This is a genomic window from Amycolatopsis sp. NPDC004747, from assembly GCF_053601335.1.
Genome location: NZ_JBSGBQ010000007.1, coordinates 169,390 through 187,676 on the forward strand (window position 1 = coordinate 169,390; position 18,287 = coordinate 187,676).

Annotated in this window: 14 protein-coding genes; 5 read left to right on the plus strand and 9 right to left on the minus strand. The window is 73.2% G+C overall.

The features are described 5' to 3' along the window. Nucleotides 1-8 precede the first annotated feature (8 nt). Together ACWEGE_RS13720 and ACWEGE_RS13725 are read right to left on the minus strand one after the other, a co-directional pair. Entirely contained in the window at nucleotides 9-482 is a 474-nt protein-coding gene (locus tag ACWEGE_RS13720) for a GNAT family N-acetyltransferase (protein WP_449660764.1), read from the minus strand. A gap of 14 nt (nucleotides 483-496) precedes the next feature. Beyond that, on the minus strand, nucleotides 497-1,123 hold the full coding sequence (locus ACWEGE_RS13725; protein WP_449660765.1) for a hypothetical protein: 627 nt from the start codon (nucleotides 1,121-1,123) through the stop codon (nucleotides 497-499). Nucleotides 1,124-1,208: 85 nt separating this feature from the next. Between ACWEGE_RS13725 and ACWEGE_RS13730 the strand changes: the two genes are divergently transcribed. Then, nucleotides 1,209-3,140 (plus strand): thiamine pyrophosphate-binding protein, encoded by a 1,932-nt coding sequence (locus tag ACWEGE_RS13730; protein WP_449660766.1) that lies wholly within the window; start codon nucleotides 1,209-1,211, stop codon nucleotides 3,138-3,140. Between the two features lie 105 nt (nucleotides 3,141-3,245). Here the strand turns inward: ACWEGE_RS13730 and ACWEGE_RS13735 are convergent, their stop codons facing one another. From ACWEGE_RS13735 to ACWEGE_RS13750, 4 genes are all read right to left on the minus strand, one after another. After that, nucleotides 3,246-4,136 carry a helix-turn-helix transcriptional regulator gene (locus ACWEGE_RS13735; protein WP_449660767.1) on the minus strand — a complete coding sequence of 297 codons (891 nt, stop codon included), beginning with the start codon at nucleotides 4,134-4,136 and terminating at the stop codon, nucleotides 3,246-3,248. 59 nt (nucleotides 4,137-4,195) lie between these two features. Continuing rightward, nucleotides 4,196-4,996 (minus strand): SDR family oxidoreductase, encoded by an 801-nt coding sequence (locus ACWEGE_RS13740; RefSeq protein ID WP_449660768.1) that lies wholly within the window; start codon nucleotides 4,994-4,996, stop codon nucleotides 4,196-4,198. A gap of 194 nt (nucleotides 4,997-5,190) precedes the next feature. After that, nucleotides 5,191-5,673, minus strand: coding sequence for an AMP-binding protein (locus ACWEGE_RS13745; RefSeq protein ID WP_449660954.1), 483 nt, complete (start codon nucleotides 5,671-5,673; stop codon nucleotides 5,191-5,193). A gap of 200 nt (nucleotides 5,674-5,873) precedes the next feature. Continuing rightward, nucleotides 5,874-8,000 (minus strand): DUF6351 family protein, encoded by a 2,127-nt coding sequence (locus tag ACWEGE_RS13750; RefSeq protein WP_449660769.1) that lies wholly within the window; start codon nucleotides 7,998-8,000, stop codon nucleotides 5,874-5,876. Between the two features lie 228 nt (nucleotides 8,001-8,228). On the opposite strand from ACWEGE_RS13750, the gene ACWEGE_RS13755 reads away from it, so the two are divergent. Then, entirely contained in the window at nucleotides 8,229-8,675 is a 447-nt protein-coding gene (locus ACWEGE_RS13755; protein WP_449660770.1) for a hypothetical protein, read from the plus strand. After that, nucleotides 8,672-8,917 (plus strand): hypothetical protein, encoded by a 246-nt coding sequence (locus tag ACWEGE_RS13760; RefSeq protein WP_449660771.1) that lies wholly within the window; start codon nucleotides 8,672-8,674, stop codon nucleotides 8,915-8,917. Before ACWEGE_RS13755 ends, ACWEGE_RS13760 begins: the two co-directional genes overlap by 4 nt. An 11-nt stretch (nucleotides 8,918-8,928) precedes the next feature. On the opposite strand, the gene ACWEGE_RS13765 is transcribed toward ACWEGE_RS13760, so the two are convergent. Beyond that, nucleotides 8,929-10,053: a hypothetical protein gene (locus ACWEGE_RS13765; protein WP_449660772.1), complete on the minus strand. Its 1,125-nt coding sequence runs from the start codon at nucleotides 10,051-10,053 to the stop codon at nucleotides 8,929-8,931. 285 nt (nucleotides 10,054-10,338) lie between these two features. Between ACWEGE_RS13765 and ACWEGE_RS13770 the strand changes: the two genes are divergently transcribed. Both ACWEGE_RS13770 and ACWEGE_RS13775 read left to right on the plus strand, forming a co-directional pair. Continuing rightward, the gene (locus tag ACWEGE_RS13770; RefSeq protein ID WP_449660773.1) at nucleotides 10,339-13,539 is read left to right on the plus strand and encodes a chemotaxis protein CheB; all 3,201 of its coding nucleotides are present in this window, start codon (nucleotides 10,339-10,341) and stop codon (nucleotides 13,537-13,539) included. A gap of 7 nt (nucleotides 13,540-13,546) precedes the next feature. Beyond that, entirely contained in the window at nucleotides 13,547-13,768 is a 222-nt protein-coding gene (locus ACWEGE_RS13775) for a hypothetical protein (RefSeq protein WP_449660774.1), read from the plus strand. Nucleotides 13,769-13,787: 19 nt separating this feature from the next. Here ACWEGE_RS13775 and ACWEGE_RS13780 read toward each other — a convergent pair whose 3' ends face one another. Continuing rightward, on the minus strand, nucleotides 13,788-15,638 hold the full coding sequence (locus ACWEGE_RS13780; RefSeq protein ID WP_449660775.1) for a glycoside hydrolase family 5 protein: 1,851 nt from the start codon (nucleotides 15,636-15,638) through the stop codon (nucleotides 13,788-13,790). Nucleotides 15,639-15,762: 124 nt separating this feature from the next. After that, nucleotides 15,763-18,204: a glycoside hydrolase family 3 N-terminal domain-containing protein gene (locus ACWEGE_RS13785; RefSeq protein WP_449660776.1), complete on the minus strand. Its 2,442-nt coding sequence runs from the start codon at nucleotides 18,202-18,204 to the stop codon at nucleotides 15,763-15,765. Nucleotides 18,205-18,287: the final 83 nt, after the last annotated feature.

Sequence of the window (18,287 nt, forward strand, 5' to 3'; positions counted from 1 at the left end):
GGAATTCCTTACGGCGCCGAGGTGAGCGGGCGGTCCAGCCAGACCCGGTCGCGCAACTCGATGCCGTCGAGCCGGATGCCCGGTGGGTAGCCGGTGGCCGGGGTGAAGGCGTCCCGTTCGATCGATCGCATCCGAAACCCCTGCCGCTGGTAGAACCTCAGGTTGCCGACGTCGGCCGCGGCGGTGGCCACCACCAGCATCGACCCCGATTCGGCAGCGACCAGTTCGGCGGCCGTCCGGACGAGCCGGGCGCCCACGCCGCGGCCTTGCCGGTCTTCCCGTACGGCCATGTTCTTGATCTCGGCCTCACCCGGCCGGCCGGTTTCGACCAGCTGCAGGTGACCGACCACGGTCGTCCCCTGAAGTGCGACGAGGACCCGGCCGGCGGCGAGGTAGGAGTCGAGTTGCTCCGGGGAGTCCTCGGCCAGCTCGAACAACGGCCGCAGCTCCTCCCGCGGACCGGAGTGGACTTCCACGCGCACGTCGGCATCCATGCTCAGCGGTCCGCGGCGAGGTCGCGGCCCGTGCGGAAGAACCGGACGACGGCGGCCGCGTCGCCGAGTTCGGCCATCGTGCGGGCCGCGCCGAAAGCGGCGTTCCAGAATTCGCCCTGCCGGGGTTCGAACGGCCCGACGTAGGCGTAGGGCTCGGCGATGTGCCCATCACCGGGCGAGACGCCGTAGTTGACCTCGTCGATGCTGATCGCGACGTCGAAGTGCTCCGGCCACAGGATCGGCTCCACGTCGGGGGCGAACGCACGCAGGGCGCGATCCCCTTCGGCGAACGCCCGCACCAGCGTCTTCACCGCTCCCGCGTCGAGGATGATCACCTCGTCGGTCCGGACACCGGGTCCGCCGCCGTACACCCCGGCGGGTTCTCCGGCTTCGAGCCCCGCGGCCGCGGCCACCTCCCGATACGACCGGCCGGCCAGCGGGAACCGGCCGGTCTCCGTGACGAGGTCCTGCCCGTCGACGCGCAGGCCGGGCTCGGTCGCGGTGCCGAACCCGCCGTCGGTCACGCGGAGGTCGATCCGGCCGTTCTTGCGGTGCTGCGGCCCGGCGAGCAGCAGCTCGGCCGTCCCGTGCAGGAATCGCCGGGTGGTTTCCAGGACCGTCTCGGTCATCGTCGAACTCCTCTGTAACGCCGGGCGCCGGTCGGGGCACTGAGTCTGCCGTGAACGCAGTGTGCTGGACCATCGGAGGCGTTACATGACGGAGAACGGCTGGCACCGGATCGCCCCGGCGGACGTGCCCGCGGACGGCCGGGTCCGCAGCGTCACCGTCGACGGCCGCAGCGTCGCGCTGTCGCGCTGCGGTGCGCGGCTGGGTGCGCTGGAGAACCGCTGCCCGCACCAGGGCGGCCCGCTCGGCGAGGGCTCGATCGAGAACGGCCTGCTGCGCTGCCCGTGGCACGGCTACGACTACGACCCGATCTCCGGGCAGCCCCCGGAGGGCTTCTCCGACGGCGTCGCCACCTACCCGGTCGAGCAGCGCGAAGACGGGGTGTACGTCCGGCTGCCGGAACCGGCGAAGGCCGTGCGCACGGTCGCCGACGTGCTCGTCGAGACGCTCTTGGCCTGGGGTGTCACCCACGTGTTCGGCATGGTCGGGCACTCCAACCTCGGGTTCGCCGAGGCGCTGCGCCGCGCGGAGTCCCGCGGCGAGCTGACCTACGTCGGCATCCGGCACGAAGGCGCGGCCGCGTTCGCCGCGAGCGCCTACGGGAAGCTGACCGGCCGTCCGGCGGCGTGTTTCGCCATCGCCGGACCGGGGTCGACCAACCTGCTCACCGGGCTCTACGACGCGAAACTGGACGGCGCGCCGGTGCTGGCGATCTCCGGCCAGGTACCGTCGAAGGTGCTGGGCCGCGGCGCGTTCCAGGACGTCGACCTGTCCGCGGTCTTCCGCGACGTCGCCGTCTCGACCACCACCGTCCACAGTGGAAGCGACCACGCCGAGCTGGCCGCGCTCGCCGTCAAGCACGCGATCGACCGCCGCGGCGTGGCCCACCTGGTGCTGCCGGACGAAGTCCAGGTCCAGCCCAGTGACGCGCCCGCGTCCACCCCGGACGGGCGGGCGGCCGACCGCCGGATCCGGCCGGAGGACGCCGCGGTCGAAACCGCGGCCGCGCTGGTCCGGGACGCGCGGCGGCCGGTCCTGATCGCCGGGCACGGCGCTCGCGGCGCCGAAGCCGAGGTCCGGAGGCTGGCCGAGGCGCTCAACGCGCCGGTGCTGACGACGTTCAAGGCCAAGGGCCTGGTCCCGGACACCCACCCGCTCGGGGCCGGCGTGCTCGGCCGCAGCGGCACCCCGGTGGCGAGCTGGCTGATGAACGAGGCCGACCTGCTGATCGTCGTCGGCGCGTCGTTCTCCAACCACACCGGGATCGCCGCGTACAAGCCGGTCCTGCAGATCGACGACGAGCCCGCGGCGATCGGCCGGTTCGACGCGGTCACCACCTCCCTGCTCGGCGACGCCCGGCTCACGGTGGCCGCGCTGACCGCCGCGCTCGGCGTGCCCAAGGCCGAGGACCAGCGCCCGGACGTCGCGGCGCGCTGGGCGATCTGGCGCGCGGAGAAGGCCCGCCGGGCGCGCGACGACCGGGGCCGCGGGGTCGCCGCCGCGGCGGTGTTCGACGCGCTGTCCCGGCACCTGCCCGAGGACGCCGTGGTGACCGTGGACGTCGGCAACCACGCCTACTCCCTCGGCCGCTACCTGGAGTCGAAGGGCCAGCCGGTGCTGATGTCGGGCTACCTCGGCTCGATCGGCTTCGGCTACCCGGCGGCGCTCGGCGCGTGGGCGGCCGCGCCGGACCGCCCGATCGTGGCCGTCACCGGCGACGGCGGGTTCGGGCAGTACGCCACCGAGCTGACCACCGCCGTCAAGTACGGCATCCCGGTCAAGCACGTGCTGCTGAACAACAACGCGCTCGGCAAGATCAGCAAGGAACAGCTCGCCGTCGACTACCCGGTCTGGCAGACGTCCCTGGTCAACCCCGACTGGGCCGCCTACGCACGGCTGTGCGGGGCCACCGGCCTCCACGTCACCACCCACGACCGGCTCGACGACGCCATGACGGCGCTCTTCGCCGCCGACGGTCCCGCCCTGCTCTGCGTCGAGCAGGACGCCGAACTCCTGTGAGGGCGGGGTATCCGCCGTGATGCCGGGTCACCGCCCGGGTTCCGCCGGCCCACACGGCCTGCTGCCGACCGGCCACGAGCTGCTGGAGCGGACGGCCCCAGGCGATCAGCCCCGCGCCTGGATCTCGGTAGCCGGCTCCTCCCGCCCAGCCGCCCACGACGCCAGCAAAGCCAGGCCGTCTGCCATCGCCGTACCGGCCTGCGCGGTGTACACGTTCAACAGCAGGCCGGGTTCCGCCGGCAGCTCCAGTGACTCGACGTCCAGGTCGAGCCGGCCCACCACCGGGTGGTTCACGCGCTTGCGGCCCGACCGGTGGAGCCGGACGTCTCGCGAAGCCCACCGCTGCCGGAACGGTTCGCTGCGGGTGGACAGCTCGCCGACCAGGGCGAACAGCTCCTCGTCGTGTGGGTTGCGGCCGGCCTCCATGCGGAGCTTCGCCGCCACGTCGCCGACTATCCGGTCGTAGTCGACGAAGAACGCCTTGGCCGCGGCGGGATCCAGGTACACGAACCGGGCGGTGTTCGCCGGTCGGCGGGGGTTGGCCAGCATCGGTGCATACAGGGCGCGGGCGAGGTGGTTCGTGGCCAGCACGTCGTACCGGCCGTTGCAGATCCACGCCGGCGCGTCGGTGACGGCGTCCAGCACCTGCTGGAGCGCCGGACGCACCGTCGCCGCGGGTCGCCGGCGGCGTGCGCCGCCGGCGCCGGGTGACTGCCGGGCCAGGTGGAACAGGTGGTCGCGCTCGGCCTCGTCCAGTTGCAACGCAGCGGCCACCGCGTCGAGCACGCCGTCGGAGGCGCCGGTGAGGCTGCCGCGCTCCATGCGGACGTAGTAGTCGACCGACACCCCCGCCAACAGCGCCACCTCTTCGCGGCGCAGCCCCTTGACCCGCCGGTTGCCGCCGTAGGCGGGCAGTCCGGCCCGCTCGGGCGTGAGCCGCGCGCGACGGGAGCTCAGGAACTCCTTGATCTCGGTGCGCAGATCGATCTCGGCCACCTCGTCACCGTAGGCCCTCGCCGCGGGCCGAGGGAGGTTCTGCCGGTACCCCCCGGCGCTCAGGTCCCCGTTGCGGTCGTGGCGATGCCGCCGTCGACCGGGACGACCGTGCCCGTGACGTAAGCTCCGGCCCGGCCGGCGAGGAACACGGCGACGCCCGCCATGTCGTCGTCGCGGCCGAGCCGGCGCAGAGGGGCCTTCGCCGCGATCGCGTCGCCGACGGCCTCGAGCGTGGACGCCATCATCTGCGACGGGAACGGCCCCGGGGCCACCGCGTTCACCGTGATGTGCTGCGGGCCCAGTTCCCTGGCCAGCACCCGGGTGAGCTGGTGGAGCGCCGCTTTGCTGCTCGCGTACGAGTAGTTGGGCGCCTCGGCGACGTGGATCGCGGCGATGCTGCCGATGTTGACGACCCGCGCGGGATCATCGGCCGTACCTGCCTTGCGAAGGGCCGGGAGCAGCGCCTGCACCAGCCAGAACGGCGACTTGAGGTTGAGGTCGAGCACGGTGTCCCAGGCCTCGTCCGGGAACGTCTCCAGCGGCTCGCGCCACATCGCCCCCGCGTTGTTGACGAGGATGTCGAGACCGTCCGAGCCGTCCTGGACGAGCTCGGCGAGGCGCCGGCACTCCTCGTGCCGGGACAGGTCGGCGGGGATGGCTCGGACATCGCCGAACTCGGACAGCAACCGCTGTGCCTCGGCGCAGTTGCCGGCCTTCCGTGAGCTGACGACGACGCGGGCGCCGGCCTGGAGAAGGCCGCGCGCGATCATCAGTCCGATGCCCTTGGTGCCGCCGGTGACGAGGGCGTACTTGCCGCTCAGGTCGAAGAGATCGGCGTGAGCGGTGCATGGGTGGTCCACGGTTGTTGGTTCTCCTCGGAGTGGCAGTGAGCCGACTCGAACAGGTTGCCCGGCGTCCCGGGCGACTGGGAGACCCTGGTGATCCGGGTACCGCAAGAGCCCCTTTCAAGGCCGGAGCTCCACGAGGTACCGCGCCAGCTCGGCGACTGTGGGCCGGTCGAAGACGACGGTGACCGGCAACCTTCTCGCCCGTTTCAGTGCTCCCGTAGCCGTCGACGAGGGGACGGCCGAACAGCTCCCCGGACCGCGGTGCGGGTCGCCGGCGTGCACGGCGCACCGCCGGTCAGGCACAGCCTCGGCGGGGTCACCGGACCGACGGCCTCCTGGCGAAGCCGGTGGTAGGTGGCAGGCACCCCGGCGAGCAGCTCCGGCGTGCAGCCGTCGGCGAGCCGGGTGTGGGCGCCGAGCGCGATCGTGGTGGTGAAGGCGAGCGACAGGGCGTAGGCGTGGTGGGTCGGCAGCGGCCACACCACGGTGTCGCCGGCCTCGATCCCGAAGACGGGGACGTAGCAGGCGGCGGCCGACCACAGCATCGCGCGTTGCGGAAGGAGCACGCCTTTCGGCCGCCCGGTGGTGCCGGAGGTGCAGAGCAGCCAGGCCGGCTCGTCCAGCCCCAGGTCGTCCCGCGGCGGGCCCGCTGCCGGCGGCGGTGGCTCTTCGACGAACCGCGCCCGCAGCCGGCCTGGACCAGCACGCGATCGCCCCGGGCGACCTCGAGGCCCGCGGCCGGCTCGGCGCTTGCGCGGTCCAGCCGTAGGTCAGCGTCCGACGGCCGTCGGAGCAGGCGGGCCGGTCCGCGGGGTGCGCGGACAACGACTTCGGCAGCGGCTGGAGGAATCCGGTCCGGATTTCCTCCACCGCTTCGGGTACACCGCAATCACCGCGGCTTCGTCGGCGGCGTGGTGCCGGTCCGTTCGTCGCCGTAGCTCAGCCAGGTCCCGATCGGCGGACGCTGCCCGACGCCCGGGCGGCCGTAGTCGCAGACGCCCTCGGGGAACGCCGCCCGCAGCCGCGTGCGCTCCGCCGCGGTGAAGGTCACCGGGTAGTCGCGGAAGTCCAGGGGCTTCAGCCGGCACTTCAGCACGTCGAGGGCCAGGCTCTCCCCCGCGACCATCCGGGTGTTGGCCGCCACCGGGTACTGGGCGCCGCACCGGCCGCTCGCCGGGTACGTCAGCGGCTCGGTGATCCGCGATGCCGGCGAGAGGTAGCAGCCGTCGCCGAGGTCGCCCGGCCGGTTCGCCAGCACCTTCTGCTGCCGGCTGCGGTGTGAACGGTCGGCGTCGATCGCGGTGAGCCAGCGGTCCATGGCGTCGAGCTCGTAGGCGCCGGCGGCCGCGGCTTCGGCCGCGGTGGCGTGGTTTTCGATGATGACCTGGTTGCCCGCGGTGCCGTTGGCGCGCAGCAGCCGTTGGCGCAGCACGTAGGACCACTCGGTGGTGTGGATGTCGTTGCCGAACCCGGCGAGGTCGAGATCGGTCCGCTGGTCGATGATCGGCGTCTCCCGCAGGCCCTGCGACGCGGAGTTCAGGATGTCCTCGGCGTACACCGTGGCCAGTGCCCGCGGATCGGCCGCGATCCGCTGCGGCACCGGCGTTCCGGTGAAGTCGAGGCCGCCGATGGTGGCGTTGAGGTCGACGAACTGCGCCGCGGTGATCGTCCCGGCCGTCAACGCGGCCAAGCCGTACTGCACGCCGACGGTGTCCAGCGGGCTGCGCACGAACCCGGTCTTCGGGTCCCGCCCGAGCTGGTTCACCAGCTGCTCGTTCGAGTTGCACTTCACCCCGCCCGGGTTGGTGACCGGATCCCACCGCGCCGGAACCGGGATGGCCGCGTTGCAGCTGCCGGTCGCCGTGGCGCGGCTGGCGAAGGTCTTGTCCCACGAAACGCAGGTGTCGTAGCTGCCGAAGCCCGCGACGGCCTGCTTCTGCGCCGCGGTGAACGACGCGCCCGGCCCGGCGAAGTACCGCTCCAGCAGGCGGCAGTCCGACACCGGGCCGCCCGTGCTCAGCGGGTCGGGGAAGGAGACGCCGGGGATGATGCCGTCGACGATGCCGGGGTAGTTCTCCGCGATGTCGTACTGCTGGATCGCCCCGCCCGAGCCGCCCCAGCCGATGGTGTGGGCGACCGGGCCGTAGGTCTCGACGAAGTGTTCCTTGACCATCATCGCCGCCTCGGCCGAGATGATCGGGCTGCAGTTGGTGTCGAGCACGTTCAGGGTCGAAGACGCGACCGCGTAACCCCGGGCCAGGAACAGGTCGTTGACCACCCCGCCGGTCGAGCTGCCCTGGTGGTAGCCCGCGTTGCAGCCGCCGCCGAAGGTGTAGACCAGCTTCCCGTTCCAGCCGGCGTCCGGCGCGACGGGTGACGGCGTGCCGTCGTGGAGCGCCGCGATCTCGTAGACGGCGCGGTCGATCGTGCCGCGTTCGACGCGGACGACGTACGGCACCGCGTGGCCGTTCACCGTGGCCGTCGCGAGGTCCGCCGGCCGGGACGCCGGGTCCGCCAGCGGCGCGAAGGTCCCCGCGGTGGTCCGGTACTGGTAGCTCACCAGGGTCGGCGCGCTGCAGAGCGGCGGCGAAGCCGCGGGGAGGCCGAACGCCGTGGTCTCGCAGTAGAACGGACGCTGCTGGGCGCCGGAGAAGACGGGCCCGGTGATCGGGTGGTTGGTGACGCGCAGGTGCGCCTGCCGTCCCCTCGTCCGGGCGCTCAGGTCGTTGACGCCGTCGCGCAGCCCGGTCACCAGGCCCAGCAGGCTACCGTCCGGCTGGGTGCGGAAACCCGGCGTCACGTCGTGGCCGTTGGCACTGACGGTGACCCGCCCGTCCGCCGGGCCGACCCTGACCAGGACCTGTCCCCCGCTGACGAGCCCGGGCCGCGGGTTCGACACCGTCTCGATCGACGGCTGCCACCCGGGTCCCGCCACCGCGGTCGCGGCGCCCGGCAGGAGCAGCGACGAAGTCAGGACCGCCACCACGACGGATGAGCGCACAGCACGGTTCGCCACCGGACACTCCGCTCGCTAGTGGCGCCGCGCCCTCGCGACACCAGGCTGCAGCGGGTATAGCACCTGCGGCCCGCCCGGAACAACAGCCGGGCTGGCGAGATCCAGTCGTCTTGTGTCCGGATAGCCAGTGGTCGCCGACGCCCGGAGTGCGCAGCATGGCTGGTGATCATCACCGGCGAAAGGACCGTTCATGCCCCACCCCCGCGTCACCGGCGAACGGACCGGCGAGTGAAGGCGTTCCTGCTGTCCGTCCACGTGCTGGCCGCGATCCTCGCCGTCGGGCCGGTCGCGGTCGCCGCGAGCATGTTCCCGCCCGCGGCCCGCGCCGCCCTGCTGGCGCCGGACGATCCGCGCAAGAACGCGGTTCCCGGTGTGCTGCACCGGATCACGCGCGTCTACGCGGTCATCGGGATCGTCGTGCCGGTGTTCGGCATCGCCACCGGAGCCGCCTTCGGCGTGCTCGGCGAGGCCTGGCTGATCGTCTCGATGGTGCTGACCGCGGCCGCCGCGGGCCTGCTGGCCGGGCTGGTGCTGCCGGGGCAGCAACGGGTTCTCGACACGGGCGTCCCGGACCGGCGCCTGGCGATGTCGGCCGGGTTCTTCAACCTGCTGTGGGCGGTGGTCGTGGTGCTCATGATCGTCCGGCCGGGCTCGACCACCGGGGTCGGACGGTGAGCCGGCGCCGCGTCCTGCACGTCCTCGGCACGGCGGAACTCGTCAGCCTGGCCGTCCTGCTGCTGAACCTGGTCACCGTCCACCACCGGACGATCTCCGGCATCCTCGGCCCCGTCCACGGCTTGGCCTACACCACCACGATCGTCGCGGCGGCCCTCCTGGCCGACGGCCGGAGCCGGGTCTGGCTGCGCGCCCTCGTCCCGGGGATCGGCGGGCTGCTGGCCGCTCGTGCCGTCGGCTGAGCGTCGATCGCTCAACCGTGGTCGTTTTCGGCTTCCTCGGCGCGCTCGCGGTTGCGCTGCTGGCGCTCCTGCTCCCGCCGGCCGTAGGTCGCCCGGCGGACCCGGTCCTCGTCTTCGACGCTCGAACCCACCGCCCCGGCGACGATGCCCACCGACGTCGCCAGCCACACCAGCTTCAGATACGACCCCGGCCCAGCCGGATGCCCCAGAACCTGCCCGAAGTAGGTGCCTTCGACCAGCACGATCGACGCCACCAGCGCCAACCCGAACAGGATGGCGTACATGCACGCCACGCCGATCGACAACGTCAGCGCGGTGGACGCGTTGTACAGCAGGGCTTTGCGCCGATCGAGGTGCCCGGACGGCGAATCCCACAGGTGGTTGTGCACCATCAGCCAGCCCGCCATCACCACGATCGCCAGCACCGTGATCCCCGCCAGCCGCAACGCAGGCAGCGCTTCGGCGAGCTTCCAGAATGACGTCGTGATGATGCCGTACGCAGCAGTCGCCGCCGCGGCCGCCGTGGCTCCGGCGAGATTGGGCACCAGCCGCCACGGCCGGTTGTCCCGGATCATCCCGGCCAGCAGCCGCACCCGGCCGCGCAGGCCCACCAAAGCCAGGTGCTCGTCGGCGGGGCCGCGGCCGCGGATGTGCCGCGTCGGAGCCACCAGCTCCCGCAGCCGCTCGAGCATCCCCCGCGGCGGATCGGCCTCCTTCGCCGTACGGCGCGCCACCAAGTGCCGGACCAGGTGAACGACCAGCCGGGACACCCGGCCCCGCAGCCGCAACGCCCCGAGCGCAGGCAACGACACCATCGCCACGCCGTGGTCGACGTTGTAGTCCGAGGCGATCGGGACCGTGCCCGCCCGCCGCGGAAGATCGGTCACCAGCACCAGTAAGTCCCAGCCGTGCTCGGCCCGGCGCTGCCGCGCCAGATCCAGCATCGGGATGTCCCCCTCCTCGTTCAGCGGGAGAGACTGCGTCTCGTGCTCGACGCGCCAGTCCGTCCCCTCCCCGAGATCGCGGGAAAGGCGGGCGGGCAGACCGTCCGCGATCCTCCCGGCGAGCTGCCCCGGCAGCCCGTCATCGGTCAGCAGCCCCACTACCAGGGCCTCCGGCGCACGCTGGGCGGTCATCCTCGAGCCTTTCGGTTTCCGGGCGAAGATCTCCGGGTTCCCGGCCCGGCCCCCGGCAAACGAGCGCCTCGGTCACCCCGGCGAGATCGGCCGCGTGCGCACCGGGGCCGGGTCACCTTGCCCACCGTTGACCTGGGCTTCGGCTCCTGAACACCGCCGGAAGGCCGGGCCGCCACCGCCTCACCGAGTTCGAGGCTCGGCTTCTCCTCCGAGCTCCGGCGAGACCGCGCGGAAGCGCACCGGCTCGGGTCGCGGCCCCCTTGTGGGGGCGAGCAGACTGGGCTGATGGTGTCACCACCCCGCGAAGCGCCGAGCGCGCCGAGCCAGGCGGTTCCGGTCCCGGCGTCGCCGGTCGTCGCGCTGGTCGCGTCCGCGGGCGGGCTCGGGGCGATCACGTCCGTGCTGAGCACCCTGCCCGCCGGTTTCGGGTTCCCGGTGGTGGTCGCCCAGCACATGGGCGGGCACGGCGGGCTGCTGGTCGACATCCTGCGCCGCCGGCTGCCCCTGCCCGTCGAGTGGGCCGCCGAAGGTGCTCCGCTGCGGCCGGGCGCCGTGACCGTGTGCCCCGCGCGGACCGTGCTGGAGCTGCTGCCGGACGGCACGCTGTCGCTGGCCCCGGCCACCGGCCGCGGGTCCGGCGGCGTGCTCGACGCGTTGCTGGCCTCCCTCGCCGGTTCGGTCGGCGACCGCGCGGTGGCCGTGGTGCTGTCGGGGATGGGCCAGGACGGCCTCGAGGGCGCCCGGGCGATCAAGCAGGCCGGCGGCACCGTCATCGCGCAGAGCGAGCACTCGGCCGAGCACTCGTCGATGCCGCTGGCCGTGACCGACGCCGGCGTGGCGAACCTGGTGCTCGACCTGCCCGAAATCGGGCCGGTGCTGTGGGACGTCGCGCAGGGCGGCCCGGTGCCGCGCGACACCGGGGACCGTCCCGGCGCCGACGTCGTCTTCGCCGGGACCGGCGAAGTCGCCGCGCTGGCGCGGCAGGTCGACTGGAGCCAGACGCCGCTGGGGCCGGTCCGGCAGTGGCCGGCGCAGCTGGTCACCCTGGTGCGGACGGTGCTCGACAGCCCGGTGGGCATGTGCCTGCTGTGGGGCCCGGACCTGCTGCAGTTCTACAACGACGCCTACCGGCTGGTGATGGGCGCCAAGCACCCCGCGGGCCTCGGCCAGGCCGGCCGGGAGTGCTGGCCGGAGGGGTGGCACCTCAACGAACCCCGCTACCGGCGGGCGCTGGCCGGGGAAGCCGTCTCGCTCACGGACGCGCTCTACCCCATCACCCGCCACGGCGTCCCCGAGAACGCCTGGTTCGACCTGACCTTCAGCCCCCTGCGCGACGACGGGGCGGCACCGGTGGGCGTGCTGGTCACGGCCATCGAGACCACCCGCGAAGTGCTGGCCCGCCGCCGGCTCGACCTGCTGAGCACGCTGGCCGGGTACACGCGGAAGTCGGCGTCCGGGCGCGCGGCGCTCGAGGCGTTCGTCGGCGCGCTCGGCGACGACGCCCTGGACATCCCGTTCGCGGCCGGCTACCTCACCGACCACGCGCGGCAGCGAGCGGAACTCGTGGCCGCCGTGGGGACCCCGGCCGGCGGGCCGCTGGCGCCCCACACGGCCCTGCTGTCCTGGCGGCGGCCGAAGTGGCCGCTGGCCGAGCTGGTGGCGACCGGCGAACCCGTGCTCGCGACCGGCCTCGCGCACGCCTTCCGCGGGGTGACCGTCGGCGCGGACGACGAAGAACCCGGCTGCGCGCTGCTGTTCCCGCTCGGCGAGACCCCCGCCCGCACCCCCGCGGGCGTGCTGATCCTCGGCGTGAGCCCCCGGCTGCCGCTGGACGAGGCCTACCGGCACTTCCTGAGCCTGGTCGCCGCCCAGGCCACCGCCGCGCTCACCGACGCGGTGCACCGCCGTCGCCAGAGCGACCGGATCGAGCAGCTCGCCGAACTCGACCGCACCAAGACCCAGCTGCTCTCCACCGTCAGCCACGAGCTGCGCACCCCGCTCACCCTGCTGCTCGCCCCGCTCGACGACCTCGCCGCGCCCCTCACCGAGTTGCCCGCCGGCCTGCGCGACCAGGTCGGCATCGCCGCCCGCAACGCCCGCCGGCTGCTCGGGATGGTCGAAACCCTGCTCGACTTCTCGCAGCTCGAGGCGGGCCGGCTGCGGGCGCGATCCGAACCCACCGACCTCGCCCGGCTCACCCGGGACATCGCCGGCACCTTCCGCGGCGCGACCGACCACGCCGGGATCGCCCTGCTGGTCGACTGCCCCGCCCTGAGCGCGCCGGTCCCGGTCGACCCGGAGATGTGGGAGAAGATCGTCGCGAACCTGCTGTCGAACGCCGTGAAGTTCACCTTCACCGGCACGATCACCGTCACCCTGCGCGAACTGCCGCGGCACGTCCAGCTCGTCGTGCGCGACACCGGCGTCGGCATCCCGGACGACGAGCTGGCCGACGTGTTCACCCGCTTCCACCGCGGCACCGCCACGCGCTCGCGCACCCACGACGGCGCCGGCATCGGCCTGGCGCTGGTCCACGAGCTCACGCGGCTCCTGCACGGCCGGGTCAAGGTGCGCAGCACCGTGGGCGAGGGCACCGAATTCACCGTGTGGATCGCGCGCACGCCGGCGCAGACCGCCGACAAGCCGGCTGCCGGCCGCGTCCACCGCGCGACCGCCGTCGCCCTCGCGGAGGCCGCGGAGCACTGGGACACCCACGCCGACGACCCGCCGCCCCCGGCGCGGCCGGACCGCGCGCGGCTGCTGGTGGTCGACGACAACCGCGACATGCGGGACTACCTCACCCGGCTACTGGCACCGAACTGGGAGGTGCACGCGGTCGGCGACGCGCAGCGCACGCTCGAGTCGGCCCGCCGGGACCCGCCCGACCTGATCGTCGCCGACGTCATGATGCCGGGCATGGACGGGCTGGAGCTGGCGCACCGGCTGCGCGCCGATCCCGCGCTGCAGAGCGTGCCGCTGATCATGCTCAGCGCCCGGGCCGGCGAGGAAGCCACCGTCGAAGGCCTCACCGCGGGTGCCGACGACTACCTCGTCAAGCCGTTCGCGCCCAGTGAGCTCGTCGCCCGCATCGCCGCGCAGCTGGAGCGCCGCCGCGTCCGGGAGATCGGCGACCGCCGGTTCCGCGCGCTGGTCGCCGCCACCTTCGACGCGGTCTACCGGATGAACCCCGACTGGAGCGAGCTGCGCGGGCTCGACGGCCGCGGCTTCATCGCCGACACCACGTCCCCCAGCCATTCCTGGCTCGACAGCTACATCGCCCCGCAGGACCAGCCGGGACTGCTCGCCGCCATCGACGAAGCGGTCCGCACCAAGAGCGTGTTCGACGCCGTCCACCGCGTCCGCCGCGCCGACGGCACCCTCGGCTGGACCCACTCCCGGGCCGTCCCCCTCCGCGACGACAACGGCGAAGTCGTCGAGTGGGTCGGCACCGCCACGGAAGTTCCCGGTCCCGCCGGGCAGCCGTAGGGGGATCATGCGCGAAGAAGCCGAGGACGACGCTGCCCGGCTGCGCGACGACCGCGCCGAATACATCGCCCGCGCCGTGGCCAACGCCGACCGCCTGGAGCAGCGGGCGGACCGGCTGGCCGCGAACGCCGAACGGGCGTACGCGGAAGCGCGGGCCGCCCGGCAGCGCGCCGAGCAGCGCCGGCGCCAGACCCGGGCCCGGCTGCGCTCCACCGCGCCGGAGCCGTGACCGATCGATCGGGTCGGCGTCAGGACCCGAGGGCCCGGCAGAGCAGCGCGTCCGGCGTCCGGCTCGAACCGATCCGGCCGGTGTAGGCGACGCCTGCGACGTACTCCCCCGGCGCGCACTGGCCCTTGTAGTTCCCGGTCGCGAAGTCGCCGCCGGGGCCGCCGGAGGGCCGGTTGTCGCCGCGGTCGAACCACACCGTGCGGCCCGTGCGGCCCAGCGGTTCCACCGACCGGCCGCACAGCACCGCCGAGAAGGCCGCGCCCTGGACGCTGTACCCGACCACGGCGTGGCCGGGCGGGCACTGCGTCTTGGTGTAGCCGGAGGCCCAGTCGGTGTCGACGTAGGTCTCGTCGCGCACGACCACGTACCCGGCCGGCGCGGCGAATGTCCCGGTGCACAGGCCGCGGTTGCCGGTGTGGGCCAGCCCGGCGAGCCGCTGGCCGTCGGGGCAGACACCCTTGCGGGCGCCGGAGTTCCAGTCCGGCAGTGCGCGGACCTGGCGCGACTCCTGGAAGTCGGCGTAGTCGAGGTTCAGCATCGACCAGCGCTCGGCTGCCGGGACCGGCCCGGTCCGGGCGGGGGCGGAGATCAGCCGCCGCCACGCCGGGCCGCGCCAGTCCGTGCCGTCGAGCACGTCGATGCGGCGTCCCGCCGGGTCGTATTCGAGCAGGGCCCAGCCGTCGCCGGAGCCGTTGGCCTGGAAGCCGACCGCGGGCCAGTAGGCGAAGTCCGCGTCCGTCTCGGCCAGGTAGTCCACGAAGTTCTCGAAGAAGGCGCGCGACGCCGGGTCGGTCGTGTTGCGGCCTTCGCCGAACTCGCTGATCCACAGCGGGGCGGTGTAGTGCTTGCCGGTGTCGGCGGAGACGAAGAACGCCTGCCGGTAAAGGGTGTCCCGAAGGTCCTGCGGGGAAAGGTCGCGGTAGCGCGGGTCGTGCGTTTCGCCGATGCCGGTCGCGCCGGAGTGGTTCGGCCCGGTGTAGCCGTAGAAGTGCGCCGAATAGACCAGCTTGCCCGAGTCCACGAGCGTGTGCGACAGCGTCCGGGCGGGTTCCAGCGTCGGCCGTCCGTGCGGGAAGCCGTCGATCGGCAGCCCGGTCCAGTTGATGCCCTCGACGAAGATCAGCAGGTCCCGGTTGGCCTCGGTGAGGATGCGGTCGGCGACCTGCTGGCTCGCGCGCTGCCAGTCGGTGCCGTTGCCCCAGCCCCAGTTGGGGTCGTCGAAGGTGTTGCGGCGGACCTCGTTGTACAGGTCGGCGCCGACGACGCGCTTGTTGGCGGCGTAGCGGCGCGCCATGAACAGCCAGTCGTCCTGCCACTGCTGCTCGGTCTGCGCGGTGTTCCAGCGCTCGTTGCCGTCGAGCCCGCAGCACCAGCGGGACGTCGTGGTGTGGTTGTTGAGGATGACGGCGAACCCGCGCGCGGTCAGCCGGTCGACGACGCGGTCGTAGACCTGCAGCGGCGTCAGGCCGTGCAGGTCCGGGTTGGCGGCCAGGTCCGGGACGGGCCGGGTGTCGTGGAGCATCGCGTTGGAGAACTGCAGCCGGACGCTGTTGAGGCCGAGCTGCGCGAGCCCGTCGACGACGGTGTCGATCGACGCGCGGTCCAGCCCGAGCGGGGTCTGGTAGGCGATCTCGCCCGCGTGGTGGTTGGCCGGGTCGGTCACGTCGCCGGAGCCGGTCCACGTCCCGCTTGCGCCGTGCCAGTTGGCGGCCTTCAGCTTGAAGCGGTCCCCGTGCGCGTCGACGATGTACCGGCCGCGGGTGCTGAGCGGCCCGGCGAAGGACGGCGGGTCCGCCTCGGCCCGGGCGGCGGGAACGACGACGCCGGCGGCGGCGACCAGGACGGTGAGCAGCGCACCCGTGATCCTCACCCGGGAAGTCAACCAACTCGCGAGCCGCCGGGTAAGGGCCATAAGTCGGGAGTGGTATGGACCTTCCGGCTCAGCGGCGGACTGCGGGGCGACGCGCCGGCGTCGCCCCGCAGCCCGTCCCGCGCTACTGGATCGCGAACGGCGCCGACACGTCCACCGCGTACGGTGTCGTGCTGTTCTTGTTCAGCTGCAGCACATAACTGCCCGGCACCACGGCGGGCGGGCCGGCCGCGTTGACGTCCGGCGCGCTTTCGGCCAGCGCCGCCGCCGGGAAGGACACCCGCACGACCTGGGACCGGCCCGGGTCGAGCGTCACCCGCGCGAAGCCGACCAGCCGTTGCGGCGGGACGACCACCGGGCTCACCGGCTGGGCCACGTACACCGGCACGATGTCCGTGCCGGCACGGGTTCCGGTGTTGGTGACGGTGAACGTCGCGGTGGCGGTGCCGTCGCGCGCGACCTTCGGCGTCACCGCCAGGTTCGTGTGGGTGAACGTCGTGTACGACAGGCCGTAGCCGAACGGGAACTGCGGGTTGTACGCGTTGCCCGGCCCGGACGCGGTGCTGGGCAGCTGGTCGAAGAACTTCGGCTGATCGCCCAGCGGGGACGGGGCCGTGCCGGCGAAGTCGGCGCCGACGGCGAGTGCGTCGGACGGCCAGCTGATCGGCAGCTTGCCCGCGGGGTTCACCTTGCCGAACAGCACGTCCGCCACCGCCGTGCCGGCTTCGGTGCTGCCCTGGTAGGCCATCAGCACCGCGTTCGCCTTCTCCGCCGGGCCCAGCCCGACCGGACGGCCCGCGACGACCACGACGATCACCGGCTTGCCGGTCGCCTCCAGCGCGGAGATGAGCGCCTGCTGGTCGGGCGCCAGGGCCGGCGCCGGGTGGTCGCCCAGCCCTTCCGCGTAGGCCTTCTCCCCCACCACCGCGACGTACGCACTGGTGTCCGCCGCGGCCGCGACGGCGCTGGCCTGGTCCGGCGCGTAGACCGCGGCCGGGTTCGCGGCCCGGATGCCGTTCAGCACGGTGGTGCCCGGCGGGATCTGGTTCTCCGGGCCCATGCAGCAGACGTGCCCGGCACCGGCCACGCCCTGCCAGCTCACGCTCCAGCCGCCGAGCTGGTTGGTCATCGAGTCCGCGCTCGGGCCGGTCACCACGACCTTCGCGCCGGACGGCAGCGGCAGCGCGTTGTTCTCGTTGCGCAGCAGGGTGATCGACTCGCGCGCGGCCTTCAGCGTCTGTTCGCGGCCCGCGGTGACGGCGGCGTCGGCGGCGTTCGCGTCGACGCACGGTTTCGCCGGGTCGGCCGCGCACGGCTGGTCGAACAGGCCGAGCTGGAACTTCAGGGTGAGGATGCGGCGCACGGCCTGGTCGATCCGCCAGCGCGGGATCTTGCCGGTGTCGACGGCCTGCAGGATCGCGGCCTGCCACCCGGCCGGGTCGGCGACCTGCATGCTCATGTCGACGCCGGCGTTCACCGCGGCGGCGATGGCCCCCGGGAGGTCCGCCGCGACGTGGTAGGCGGTCTGCAGCGCGGTGACGTCCTGGTAGTCGCTGATCACGACGCCCTGGAAGTGCAGCTGGTTGCGCAGGACGTCGGTCAGCAGGTAGTGCGACGAGGTGGCGGGAACGCCGTTGATCGAACCGGAGTTGACCATCACCGTCCCGGCGCCCGCGTCGATCCCGGCCGCGTACGGGGGCAGGATCGTGGTCTGGAGGTAGTTCATCGGGAGCAGCGCCTCGGCCCGGTCGTGGCCGTTGACCGACTGCGAGTAGCCGGCGAAGTGCTTGACCGTCGCGCTGACGTTGAGCTCATCGCGCTTGCCGGGCGCCTGCATGCCCTTGATGTTCGCGGCGCCCATCGCGGCCGCCAGTGCCGGTTGCTCGGCCCACGTCTCGTAGGTGCGGCCCCACCGGTTGTCGCGCGCGATGTCCTGGACCGGGGCGAAGTTCCAGGTCCAGCCGGTGGCGCGCAGGGCGTCGGCGGTCGCCTTGCCGCCGGCCTGGGCCAGCGCCGGGTCCCAGGTGGCGCCCATGCCGATCGACTGCGGGAACAGCGGCGCCTGCCACGGGTGGCCGAAGCCGTGCACCGCGTCGACGCCGAACACGACCGGCAGGTGCAGGCGCGAGTTCTTGATCGCGAACTGCTGGATGGTGTTGTACTCGGTGGCCCAGTCGTAGCCGGTGTTGCCGACACCGCCCTTGCCGGTGGTGTCGACCGGGTTCTCGGTACCGCCCGCGAGAATCGAGCCGACGTTCGCGTCGATCAGGACCTTCCGCATGCAGTCGGGGTTGGGCAGGTTGAAGCCGTTGTTCCCGCACGTCGTGCCGTTCGGGTCGGTCAGCGTGCTGACCAGCTGCTGGTCCATCTGGCCGACCTTCTCGGGCAGCGTCATCACGTGCAGCAGCGCCTCCACCCGCGCCGGCACCGGCCGGCGGGCGTCCAGCCAGGGCGTGGCGGCGGGATCGGCACTGCTGCTGGCGGTGAACGCGGGAACCGCGAGCAGGACCGCCGCCGCGAGCACCGTGACGGTGGCGCGGGTACTGCGTCTGTGGTTGCGGAACACCTGACCTCCTTGAGCCGTGGTCGCGCGGACCGGCCGGATGGGTGCGAGCGCACCGTAGGCACCTTCCGCAGGCCTGTAAAGCG

What these genes read in the sequence shown, in the direction of transcription:
- ACWEGE_RS13725 (WP_449660765.1), bottom strand. Translation starts at nt 1,123, where the DNA reads ATGACCGAGACGGTCCTGGAAACCACCCGGCGATTCCTGCACGGGACG.
- ACWEGE_RS13730 (WP_449660766.1), top strand. Translation starts at nt 1,209, where the DNA reads ATGACGGAGAACGGCTGGCACCGGATCGCCCCGGCGGACGTGCCCGCG.
- ACWEGE_RS13765 (WP_449660772.1), bottom strand. Translation starts at nt 10,053, where the DNA reads ATGACCGCCCAGCGTGCGCCGGAGGCCCTGGTAGTGGGGCTGCTGACC.
- ACWEGE_RS13770 (WP_449660773.1), top strand. Translation starts at nt 10,339, where the DNA reads ATGGTGTCACCACCCCGCGAAGCGCCGAGCGCGCCGAGCCAGGCGGTT.
- ACWEGE_RS13775 (WP_449660774.1), top strand. Translation starts at nt 13,547, where the DNA reads ATGCGCGAAGAAGCCGAGGACGACGCTGCCCGGCTGCGCGACGACCGC.